The 11,542-nt window shown below is 52.5% G+C and carries 11 protein-coding genes; 5 read left to right on the top strand and 6 right to left on the bottom strand.

Going from position 1 to position 11,542, the window contains the following annotated elements; translation table 11 throughout:
• Nucleotides 1–44: 44 nt before the first annotated feature.
• From NG665_RS08510 to NG665_RS08490, 5 genes are all read right to left on the bottom strand, one after another.
• Nucleotides 45–743 (bottom strand): HD domain-containing protein, encoded by a 699-nt coding sequence (locus NG665_RS08510; protein WP_252673267.1) that lies wholly within the window; start codon nt 741–743, stop codon nt 45–47.
• Nucleotides 743–1,573, bottom strand: coding sequence for an aldo/keto reductase (locus tag NG665_RS08505; RefSeq protein WP_252673266.1), 831 nt, complete (start codon nt 1,571–1,573; stop codon nt 743–745). Before NG665_RS08505 ends, NG665_RS08510 begins: the two co-directional genes overlap by 1 nt.
• Before the next feature lies 1 nt (nt 1,574).
• Nucleotides 1,575–2,153 (bottom strand): 1-acyl-sn-glycerol-3-phosphate acyltransferase, encoded by a 579-nt coding sequence (locus NG665_RS08500; RefSeq protein ID WP_252673265.1) that lies wholly within the window; start codon nt 2,151–2,153, stop codon nt 1,575–1,577.
• A 106-nt stretch (nt 2,154–2,259) separates the two neighbouring features.
• Entirely contained in the window at nt 2,260–3,075 is an 816-nt protein-coding gene (locus NG665_RS08495; RefSeq protein ID WP_252673264.1) for a DsbA family protein, read from the bottom strand.
• A gap of 4 nt (nt 3,076–3,079) precedes the next feature.
• Nucleotides 3,080–4,000 (bottom strand): DUF4862 family protein, encoded by a 921-nt coding sequence (locus NG665_RS08490; RefSeq protein WP_252673263.1) that lies wholly within the window; start codon nt 3,998–4,000, stop codon nt 3,080–3,082.
• A 70-nt stretch (nt 4,001–4,070) separates the two neighbouring features.
• On the opposite strand from NG665_RS08490, the gene NG665_RS08485 reads away from it, so the two are divergent.
• The 3 genes from NG665_RS08485 to tgt all read left to right on the top strand — a co-directional run bounded on the left by NG665_RS08485 (nt 4,071) and on the right by tgt (nt 6,788).
• The gene (locus NG665_RS08485) at nt 4,071–4,649 is read left to right on the top strand and encodes a hypothetical protein (RefSeq protein ID WP_252673262.1); all 579 of its coding nucleotides are present in this window, start codon (nt 4,071–4,073) and stop codon (nt 4,647–4,649) included.
• Nucleotides 4,650–4,669: 20 nt separating this feature from the next.
• Nucleotides 4,670–5,497: a DUF4261 domain-containing protein gene (locus tag NG665_RS08480; RefSeq protein ID WP_252673261.1), complete on the top strand. Its 828-nt coding sequence runs from the start codon at nt 4,670–4,672 to the stop codon at nt 5,495–5,497.
• Between the two features lie 67 nt (nt 5,498–5,564).
• Complete coding sequence (gene tgt / locus NG665_RS08475; RefSeq protein ID WP_252673260.1) at nt 5,565–6,788, top strand: tRNA guanosine(34) transglycosylase Tgt; 1,224 nt, start codon at nt 5,565–5,567, stop codon at nt 6,786–6,788.
• Nucleotides 6,789–6,853: 65 nt separating this feature from the next.
• Here the strand turns inward: tgt and NG665_RS08470 are convergent, their stop codons facing one another.
• On the bottom strand, nt 6,854–8,275 hold the full coding sequence (locus NG665_RS08470; RefSeq protein ID WP_252673259.1) for a hypothetical protein: 1,422 nt from the start codon (nt 8,273–8,275) through the stop codon (nt 6,854–6,856).
• Nucleotides 8,276–8,424: 149 nt separating this feature from the next.
• Between NG665_RS08470 and NG665_RS08465 the strand changes: the two genes are divergently transcribed.
• A complete protein-coding gene (locus NG665_RS08465) occupies nt 8,425–9,042 on the top strand; it encodes a TetR/AcrR family transcriptional regulator (RefSeq protein ID WP_252673258.1) in 618 nt (205 codons plus the stop codon).
• A 12-nt stretch (nt 9,043–9,054) separates the two neighbouring features.
• Complete coding sequence (gene hrpB / locus NG665_RS08460; RefSeq protein WP_252673257.1) at nt 9,055–11,520, top strand: ATP-dependent helicase HrpB; 2,466 nt, start codon at nt 9,055–9,057, stop codon at nt 11,518–11,520.
• Nucleotides 11,521–11,542: the final 22 nt, after the last annotated feature.

The following is an 11,542-nucleotide window of genomic DNA, read 5'->3' as shown; positions in this document are numbered from 1 at the left end:
ATAGTAACCGATCTGGAATCGGCAACGCTAGACAATTTCTGTAGCTAAGCTGTTAATTCTGTAGCTAAGCGACCAAAGAACGTCCGCTGTACATCGATTGCTTCTTGCCACAGCCGAGTAGCCGTCTGAGTAGCACATGGCTGGCTCCACAGCCTGTCAAGCTTGTTAAGATAGCTCTTTAGCCACCGGAGTTGCTCGGTAGTGGAAAGATCCATGAAGCCTATGTACGCCAGTGTATCTGCCACCCGGTAGGCGCCAAACCGATCGATATTATCGCAGTCCCCGATACAGCGAGCTAAGAGGCTTGGGGATGTATCAAACACTAAATATGGCCGCCCGTGCACATCGTGATCCCCGCCTTGCCCATCAGAGCGCGGATTGTATAAATCGTCGGTATGCATCGCAATACCCTGGACGATTTCGTCACGCTGAGATTGATCCAACCCAAGCGCAGAAAGAAACTGGTGTGCAACCACAGCCCCGGCACGGCCGTGATCGACGGGGAAAGGTGCATCAAACTTCCCCACATCATGCAGCAAACACCCCAAAGCTAAAACATCGCCATCAAGCCCCTCAGCTTGCGCAACTACACGCCCAATGCGCGCAACTCGTTGACAATGTTCAAACCGATACCGCCGCTGGCTCAAGCTCACCGGTTCGCCAGAGACAATCCGATCAGGGGAGAACAAATGCTGGTGCAGAAAAGCTAACGCAGGCTCGAACGCCGCAGCTGCACTAATCATCACGAAAGCCGCGAAAAGTCGTTCGGATGTGGACCGCGCCGGCCATCGGCACCGCGATCAAGTGCCCGAATAGCGGCAAGATCGTCATAATCTAAAGTCACCCGCAACGAATCAAAGTTTTGCTGTTGCCGAGCTAACGTCGATGACTTTGGAATAACTACGAAATTTTCCGCTAAATGCCACGCTAACACCACCTGTGCTGGCGTGGCATGATGTTTATCAGCGATCTCTAAAATCACCGGATCTTTAAGATCTTCCCCGCGACCCAACGGTGACCACGACTCTACCGTAATCCCCATCTTCCGGCAGTAATCAACAACGTCGCGATTTTGGAAATAAGGATGGATCTCGATCTGGTTGACCGCAGGCACGCCACAACCGGCAGATACTAACTTCTCAATATGTTCGATCTCGAAATTAGAAACACCAACGGATCGTGCACGGCCCTCAGCTACAAACGATTCGATGGTCTTAAACGTCTGCGGGAAATCTCCGCCGTAGTGCATCGGCAGCGGCCAATGGATCAAAAACAAATCAACATACTCGGTGCGCAGATTGCGTAAGGATTGAGCGAAAGATTCGCGTGCCTTATCAGCTTCATGGTTCGGGTTATTAAGTTTCGTTGTAATAAAAATGCTCGCGCGCGCGAGCCCAGATTCGATCATTGCCCGCCCAACCCCGGCCTCATTGCCATACATTTGTGCGGTATCAATATGGCGGTAGCCTACTGCGAAGGCTTGCTGGACCAGATCAGCAGTATCAGCTAACGGAATCTGGTAGGTGCCAAATCCGAGGGCGGGCATCGTGTAGCCGGTAGATAGTCGAGTCATTTTAGTTCTCCAACGGTGATTCGTCACGCAGGCGAGGCGTGGATGTAAGTTCCGGATGAATACCGGCTAGCGGTTCATAAAATTCACGAATACGATCCATATCTGCCTTGCGGTCACCGCTTAGCATCATCGAGCCACGCCAGCCATAGGTGCGAGTATGCGAATCAATGAAGCCAAACACCACCGGCACCCCGGCTTCGTAGGCGATATGGTAAAACCCAGACCGCCACGTATCACGCTTACTGCGGGTACCTTTAGGAGCTAAACACAAAGTAAAATCAGTTGCGTGACGAGCTTGTTGCGCAATATCACTAACCACTCCATGCGGTGAATGCCGATCTACCCCAACTGCACCAAAAGCGCGCGCAATTGGGCCTAGTGGGCTTCGAATAACCGAATCTTTCACCAAGAATCGTAAGTTACGTTCCGAATGCCAAAAAGCTACCAACATGTAGATCGCGTCCCAGTTCGATGTATGCGGAGCGCCGATCACAATAGCTTTTGGCGGTAGTGGTTCGACCTGTAGTTCCCAGCGGGAAAATTTTTGAAAAGTGTGGGAGATGAATCGTTTGATAGACATAAGATTTCCTTGCAGTGGTTCGTCTTCCCCGGTTGGATCTGACAATGAGTGGCGAAAAGGTTGGGCTACGTTAAAACGTTGGGGTACGTTAAAACGTTAGGCTACGTTAAAAACGCTGCATTTCTTGATCGATGACGGAAATAAAACGATCTGCAGGCAATGCTCCGGAAATAAACGAATAACCGATCAGGAATGCCGGAGTACCCGTGATCCCCAGAGCGATTCCGTGACTGCGTTCGCCACTAATAGCAGCCACCGTTTCATCAGAGACGAGATCGGCTGCGAACTTCTCAGTATCCATTCCCAATTTGCCAGCCAACTCAGTCAGGGCTTGCGGGGTGACCTCGGGCAGGTTCGTGAAAAGTTCCTTATGGTATTCCCAGAACTTATTTTGCAAAGCCGCCGCATGCGAGGCTTGCGCTGCAAGAATGGAATCCTTGCCAAGAATCGGCAACGAATTGTATTCAACCCGGATCTTGCCGCTATCAATAAGATCTTGGAGTTCTGGCAATGTGTTCAGCGACCAGTCCCGGCAATGCCCGCACCGATAATCCGAATACATTTCAATAATAACTGGCGCATCAACCGAACCGAGCGCTCGCGGATCGTTAGGATCCTTCCGGTGTTCGTTTTCTACCGCTTGTTTAAGTTGCGGATCGAGTTCGGTAGCCGGCTGCTGGGCAGAATCGCTACCACCAGAAGCGTTGCCACCAGAAGCGTTGCCACCAGAAGCGCTACTTTCTTTTCCACTCGGCTGACTTTGAGCCGCCGTTGATTCCGACGGCGATCCCTGCGGTGACGGCTTTCCCAACAAAAAGCCCGAGGCGATAAGGCTAATCACCAGCACTGCCACCGTTATCAGGGCAATGAGCGAAATAATAATGTTGCGGCGACTCTTGGGGGTATCTGCGGGCTGACTCATAGATTTAACCTATCTGCAATGTGGTTGTTGATCCTGCCGCCATAGCAATATGGCGAAGTATCTCCAGCCTAGTGGACAACGAGGCCTCGGTTCCAATGCTCACCTTCGCTCCCATCACTGAAGCAGAATATTTCTGGGCGAGTCGGGAAACGTCAGCTACGTGCGAGGACGTCATTAACGACGTCGGTTCGTCAGTGTTGAGCGGAACATGATCGTCATTCCATGCCGGACCATACGCATTTGGTTGCGCATGTGCCCCAGAAAACATCACGCCAGCTAACGCGTGGGCACTACCGGCAGTTTCTACATGTTCGTAGGCAGTTTGAGTATCACGGCCTTCGATAACTGATCGTCCCCAATTAATCAGAATCTCAAGACCGTGAGCACGTCCGGCTTTAATCTCATCAGCTAAACTCAAAAAACCCTTTTGTGGGCTTTGCTCGGCGATGAATGCGTCTTGATGTTCAATAACGAGTTTGGCATCGTCCCAATCCCATTGGGTAACCACATCTAAAGAATGATTAAACGCAACCGGATCTGCAATTTTAGTTGGTGCAGAGTGTAAGGCGACGTGGGTAAAAACTTGGCGCCCGGCAGCATCGTTGATTGCCTTAATCGCCCACGAGGCATTCAATAGATAATCAAGAGCAGCTGTTTTGCCACTTTCTTCTGGTGAGGCCAAACCAAAATACTGATCCTTACCAACGCGTTGCATAACACCAGGGATAGGGGTGAGCATATTGGTGGTAAAATTAGGAGAGAGCTGAGATACAAACCACTCAACGTCGTCGGTAATTGAATCACGGAACGGAATCTCTAAACCCTGAACCCACGGTTGGCCGGCAAGTATCTGGTAATAGTCCGCTTGTTCCTCTTTGGTTGCGGGCAGTGATGCGTAGGCACCAATAATAAATGGGACAGACATTGCACAGACCTTTCAAGCACAACGAACTAATGTGCTTCTAGTTTACGACCCACAGCCCAAAGGTGGTATTTTGACAAGCATGAAGGTTGGCATTTCTCAATTCCGCACAATCATCACAGTTTTCATTGTGGTGATACTTGTGTCTGTCAATTTTCTGGTGGTCTACTATATTGCTCGCGAAAACAAGGCTGATATCGAGTTCCCGTCCGATCCCGATATTACTTATCGCACCCACAACATCGCCGATTCGCACATGTTCGTATCCAATTTTGTGGGCGATCAAGAAAACACACAAAATATACTGAAAACCTTGCCTCTCAATAGCGATATTACCGCCATAGACATTCTCGATTCCGGGATCAACATCACTGTCCACAACGTTCATCTCGACGACGAATCAACCCAACGCGATATTCTCTATTCGGCCGCCGTCATTATGACGATGATTAAAGACGCCACATATGTTTCCTATCAAAACGGTACGAAAATTATTGAAGTTACTCGCACCGACGTCGAATCCTTTGTTCCCGAACAAACCCTTTCTTCCTACGATCAACAGGCATGGAACCGGGTGCGCCGCTCCATCCCCGAAGCCGTATCGTCAATTATTGAAGTTCGAAACACCACAACGAAGTTCAAAGAAGGCTAGGCTCCCGTAAACTTAACCGCATGGAGTATCTCGGAATCAACGCAATTCATCCAACCGCCCCTGAATATTTAACGGCGGCTGGTCTCTTTAGTGCCCCGATCGACGTCGGCGCCGCGGTAGAACGTATCCGTAACTTGTGGGGTGAAGATATTCAACCGCGCTGGGTCAATGTTGAGGCACAAAAAACTGGGGGAATGAGCGGAGAGATTTTGACGTTTTCCCTCCAAGGCGTTCAGGTGATGATAACTCCGGTAACCGGGCAACTCCACATCGATAAGGGCCATCTTCCGAACCATCACACCCATGTGGCGATGACCTTCTACGCTCCGCTAGCTGGCCAAGCACACGGCACTCTTGCCGGCGAGCGTGAGCTAACTGGGCAAAACGCTGCAGAACTAACTCGGCGTCACCGCATGGTTTCGGCACATATTGCCTATACTCAGGTGGCTGATGCTTTGATGCGCGAACAAGCTGCGTTGGGTATCTATCGTCATGAGCTTGGTGTTATTCATCAACCTCAGATGGTGAGCACACTGGCAGATTCGCTGACCCAAGGCCAGGTGCCGCTGCCGTTATGGATTAATATCCGCCTCGGCGAGGGTCCAACAACGCGGGCGCGCACCCTCGGATTGCCCTTCTTTGGTCACCTTGATTTAGAAGTGAGCGGAAGTGGGCGAACATTGGCGCAAACAGCTGAGTTCGTCGAAGCAACTGCGCGCTATATCGTGATGGGTGATAGCTACTTGTTACCTGGCCAAACAATCGGGGCTAACGACGGCGGTAGCTATCCGGTTTCCCAAGAAGTTTCGCTAGCCGATGGGGCTACAGTTATTCGGATTGACTACTAAGATTTGCACAACACGTTTCGGGGAATCCGGCGTGGATTGTTTAAGGCGATAGGTATAGGTGAAGATAATGTTTGAGATAGATAACCGGTTAGATGGCCAGTTGGGTCGAACTGGAACGATTCACACCCCGCACGGTGATATTCAGACGCCGGCGTTTATTCCGGTAGCTACCAAAGCAACGGTTAAGAGCGTCTTGCCAGAGACGATGCGCGAGATCGGCGCGCAAGCATTGCTTTCCAACGCCTACCATCTGTATCTGCAACCGGGCTCAGATGTTGTTGATGAAGCTGGCGGGGTGGGCGCATTTGAAAACTGGGATGGGCCGACGTTTACTGATTCGGGTGGCTTCCAAGTGTTGAGCTTGGGTTCTGGGTTTAAGAAAGTGCTTTCGGAGGAGTTTAACGGTTCGGCACATGTTGACGGCAAGGTTGCGGCGAATAAGGAACGGTTAGCGAATGTTGACGACGACGGCGTGTGGTTCCGTTCGCATCTTAACGGATCGAAACACCGGTTTACGCCCGAGATTTCGATGCGGATTCAACATGAGCTTGGTGCCGATATTATTTTTGCTTTTGACGAATTGACGACCTTGTTGAACTCGCGCGGCTATCAAGAACAAGCCTTGGAGCGTACTCGATTGTGGGCTGAGCGCTGTTTGCGAGCCCATCAACAGCTCACCGAAGAACGCCAGGGCAAACCCTATCAACAGTTGTTCGGTGTTATTCAAGGTGCGCAATATGAGGATTTACGGCGTAAAGCTGCGCGTGACTTGGGGAATATGGAGATTGATGGGCAGCGTTTCGATGGCTTCGGTGTTGGCGGGGCGCTCGAAAAAGAAAACCTGGGGCGGATCGTGCGCTGGGTCAATGAGGAGCTTCCTGAAGATCGGGCACGTCACCTGCTTGGTATTTCAGAACCTGATGATTTGTTTGCCGGTGTGGAAAACGGTATCGATACCTTTGACTGCGTCAACCCTTCGCGCGTAGCACGCAATGCCGCGATTTATTCTCCTGACGGCCGCTTTAACGTTAATCGGGCACGGCATAAGCGAGAGTTCATCCCCTTAGTTGAGGGCTGTGAATGCTATACCTGTAGGCACTATACGCGCGCCTACATCCATCATTTGTTCAAGGCTAAAGAGATGGTCGTAAATACGCTAACAACTATCCACAACGAATATTTCACGATCAAACTCGTTGACGATATTCGCCAGCACATCAATGCCGGAACCTACTGGGAGTTCAAGGAAGAAACCCTGGGCCGGTTTTATGGGAACACGAACCAATCATAGGTCAGGCGTTATCTAGGTGCTTGCCTGCCAACTTCGTTAGTGAGTTGCAGGCAAGCACCTAGAAGTTAAAACTCGCGGTCAACTGCGGCCTGAAGTTTTTCTAAGGTCTGAGCATCAGGGAAACCGGAGACTTTCCAGCGCGGCGGCCAGGCATCTTCGTCGCGCACGAAACCCTCTTTCCAAATCTCGCGCGCAACCTGGGATCGCAACGTGATCGATACTGCTGGTTCTGGCTCGAATGGATGCGGGGAACGTTCGCGGGTGAAGGTAATCATCTCAGTTTCAGGTACGGATCCGTGATGATCGGTAGCATCCCACTCGGTCACCCCTACCAGATCTCCGCTCGGGGATTCCATCACGTTGTAGTGTTTGAGGTTTCCGAAGTCAGCCCAGCGATCCATGATGCTTGCTTGAGCATTGTAGATAGCTTGGCGGTAGGTGGTGCGCAACTGGCTGAGTTTGCGGGAAAGCCTATCACCAGGCAACGGAATCCATTCCGTCCAGCCGTCACTAGCTAGCGTGTGGGGCAGAGGATAAACCATGGTTTCGGTGTTGCTGGTTTCAATGAGCGCATCGAAAATATCTTCGAGATGCGGATCGTCAGCGAAGGCGATGAAGTAGTGATCGAGAGCTACCGGGATGAAGAGTGGGATATCTCCTGGACGATCGGCGATAACTTGTTCGGCTATGGACGCCATCATCTCAATATCGCACCACCACGATAACTCATAGCCAGGCGGGGACATAAAGGTGACGATTTGGGCTTTACCTAGCTCGGCAAAACCTAAAGTGATGTGGTTTTCTTTTCCGCCAGATCCAACACCTAACCGGAGATTGGCTACTCCTTCGGAGAGCAGCTCCCCGATATCGCGCATATCCCCTTCGGTTTGAGAATAATAGACCGGGACTTGGCCGCGCTCAGTGTCGCGCACTAAACCAACTGCAACGAAATCAGTGATGGGCAGATAGATGATGGAATCTCCCCCTGAGTGTGACCGTAAAAAGTAGGGGGCAGAATCTATGCGCGGAAAATAGTTCACATTAGGACCGGCTGCAAGCGTAGAAAATTCTTCATCATCGTCCGCATCCTGATATTTTATAGCGTTCTTGATTTCGTTGAGCCCGAATGGATCAGCTGGCGTGCCGCCAATAGAACGGAACGACTCAATAAGAGTTTCTAGGGTCGGATTGCTTACGTCTGGTGGCAGTTGGCGCTCAGAATCGCTGCCGGATTGATCGACGCCGGTATCCCCTTCTGGCATAGCAGAGGGTACTGCTTGAGCGATACCGATGCTCAGTAATCGGATGAGGATATCGGTTCGATCTTCCTCATCGGCGTCCGGGCGGATAAGTACCCCTGGCCGGAACCGGAATGCTCGCCCATCGGCTAAGAGGATTTCGAGCCATTCGTTATTGATAGTGATGATTGCATCGCGTAGCTGTGGGTGTGATGATGCTACGTGCTGTGCCCACGCCATGAATTCCATAATTTCATTCTCCCGCGAATTGATTAGTTCTCATACTCGTAACCCCAAATTACTCGGATCGGGATTTTGGTCGTAGATGAAATTTTACACGACGATGTAGGCTTATACTGTTATCGATGACGGCGATGCGTTACCTGCATAGTAACGGTGTGACGAAAGGAATAGCGATGCCGCGGATCTCTGCTCCTACTGTGAAAGAGCATCACGATATCGTGTTCGAAAAACTGATTAATGCTGCCGAAGAGATTTTGCGCTCGCCTAACGGGCAGGCATTTACTGCCGGAGCGATAGCGCAGAAGGCTGGGATCGCCCGGAACTCGATCTACCGATATGTGCCGTCAGTAGACCATTTGCGTCTGCTGGTTCTTGAACGATATTTGCCGATTTGGAACGAGCGTGCCAACGCCGCCACTCAAGCGGTATCTACACCGGCAGAAAAGCTGGTGGCGCTGGTCGATATCAGTTTAGAGTTGGGTGCACAAACCGGACATCAGTGGTTGATTAACGTTTTGAAGACGACGAAGTTCACTCCTGAGACATTTGCCACGATGGAGAATTTGCCGCCTGCGGTTGTGAATTTTCACCGCGAATTGGCTCACACGGTTGTTGAGTTGTGCCAGCAGATCGATCCGGTGCGTGCTCCGATGAATGCTCGTATTACCCGCAGTTTAATGGATTGTGGTTTGCGGGCGCTCGACGACGGTTTGCCGCTTGATGATGTGCGTGAAGCAGTTTTGAACTCGGTTCGTTCTTTGATTAGGTCTTGAACTGGGTTGCGTGTGAGGTTTTGCGAGATTTGCGCCGATCCACCTGACCTTCCGGTGCGCGAAGCGTTGGGCGAGATTGCTGGTGAATCTGGAAATCTTGTTATTGCAGCCCCGCCTGGGAGTGGAAAAACTACGCTCGTGCCGGTGGCGTGTGCGGCGCGTTTAGGTGGCGGGATCGACGTCGAACATCGCAAAGTTATTGTTGTTCAACCTCGCAGGGTGGCAGCGCGCGCAGCTGCGCGGCGTATCGCACAGTTACTAAACGAGCCGGTTGGGACGCAGGTGGGGTATCGCGTTCGCGGTGAAACCAAACCCGGAACCGATATCGAGATGGTTACGCCAGGTGTGTTGTTGCGGATGTTGCACGATGACCCTGAACTACCTGGTGTTGGCTGCGTGATTATCGACGAAATCCACGAACGCGATCTCGATACTGATATTGCTACCGCATTCGTGCTTGATGCTCAACGCGCCTTGCGTCCGGATCTGCAAATTATTGCCATGTCTGCCACGGTGGCGTTAGAGCAAACCGCGAACCTGCTTGGGGCACGCATTATCGAGGTGCCAGGCCATATTTATCCTGTTGAAACAGTTGAGGTGCCCGGCCCGCAGCCATTAACCGTTACGCGCAGCGCCGCGATCGTGGTATCTGAGGACTATCTTGACCATATTGCTGGCGTTGTACGCCGAGCACACCGCGAACATGCCGGTTCGATTTTGGTGTTTGTTCCTGGCGTGCGTGAAATTTCTGCGGTGGTTGGCCGGTTACATAATCTCGATATTCCTGTGTTTGGATTACACGGCCAGTTAGATGCGCGCGAACAAGACCGGGTCCTGGATGCTGGTGGGGAGCGCGTGATTGTTGCAACTGCGCTGGCAGAGTCGTCGTTGACCGTGCCCGGAGTGCGAATAGTCGTTGATGGCGCACTGGCCCGCCAAGCTCGGGTAGATGGCGGAATTAGTGGGCTTGTTACCGTATTTGCCTCCCAAGCCTCAATGATTCAACGAGCCGGACGTGCCGGGCGTGAAGGCCCCGGCTTCGCATACCGATGCATGGGGTTGGGTCGAGCCGAAAAGTATGCACAACCAGAGATTCGCACCGCAGACTTAACGGATGCGTTGTTACAGTGCGCAGCCTGGGGTGCGCCGGGTATGCACGGCATATCGTTACTTGACGAACCCCACCCGGAACATCTTGCGCATGCTAGTGCCGAACTTTTCGCGCTCGGATTTATTGACCAAGCCGGAACTATTACCGCTCGCGGCCAGCGCGCCGCCCAACTCCCACTCAGCGCCTACCTTGCCCGCGCACTGATCGACGGCACTAGATATGTGCGCCCCGATACTGTCACCGAGATTGTTGCCTTCCTTGCTAGTGATATGAGAGTCGAAGGAGCTGATATCGCCCATGCGATGCGCCGTCGTCGTAACGATCCTGGGCTGGTACGCGAACGGCGGCGGCTACGCAACATCATCACCACATTGGGTAACGCAGGTGAGCTGGCAGACTCGGGCACAACCAGTAGCCCAACTCTGCCCGCTATGGCTACCACTTGGGATGATGCGGTTGGTATCGTCGTCGCACTAGCCCACCCGCAGTGGATCGCGCGCGCTCGCGGACGCGGATATGTACTTGCCAACGGAACCGGCGCCGTCCTTCCGGCTGGTTCCCCGCTAGCCGGTGAACAATGGTTAGCGATAGCAGATCTGGGTAAAACCCAAGGACAATCTGAGGCAATGATTTATGCTGGAGTACCAATCGACGTCGAAACAGCAGTAGAGGTTGGCAAACACTTACGTTCCGAAACGATCGAAGTTGATAACCAAACCCTTCGTGCATCAAAGGTGGTTTGGTTGGGCGCAATTGAACTTTCGCGCACCCCCGCTAAACTCTCCGCCGCACAACTGCTCGCCGCCCGGCAAGAACAGGTCCGTCATGACTCGATTGCTGACCTGCCGTGGACTGCGGGGCTTACGGCAATCCGGCACCGGTTAGCATTCCTTCACCGCGCACTGGCCCAACCGTGGCCAGATGTATCTGACCACGCCCTTAGCGAAAGCATCGACGAGTGGCTGCTACCGTTCGTCACCGCTCACGGAATCGATCTCGCCGGCGCGCTGGAGAGTTTGAAACCTTGGGAACAAGCACATCTTTTTGACGAACTCGCACCCGAACGCATCACCACACCATTAGGTAGTGCGCGGGTAGACTACGCCGGTGAACGGCCACGAGTTCGCATGCGCATCCAAGAAGCATTCGGCTGGCAAGCCACCCCGGAAATTTGTGGCGTGCCAGTTACCCTCGAACTGCTCTCACCAGCTCAACGTCCCTTAGCTATCACTGACGATCTGGCATCTTTTTGGGCCGGGCCGTATGCGGGAGTACGCGCCGAGATGCGCGGGCGCTATCCGCGCCACCCCTGGCCCGAAGATCCAGCCAGCGCCGAACCTACCCGGCGGGCGAAGAAGCGAAGGTAGCGCAGAAATAAGGGATTGTTGC

Source organism: Arcanobacterium pinnipediorum (assembly GCF_023973165.1).
In the GTDB taxonomy this organism is placed as follows: Bacteria; Actinomycetota; Actinomycetes; order Actinomycetales; family Actinomycetaceae; genus Arcanobacterium; species Arcanobacterium pinnipediorum.
Note: the sequence above shows the minus strand (reverse complement) of the source record. Positions and strands in the feature narration are given on the sequence as shown.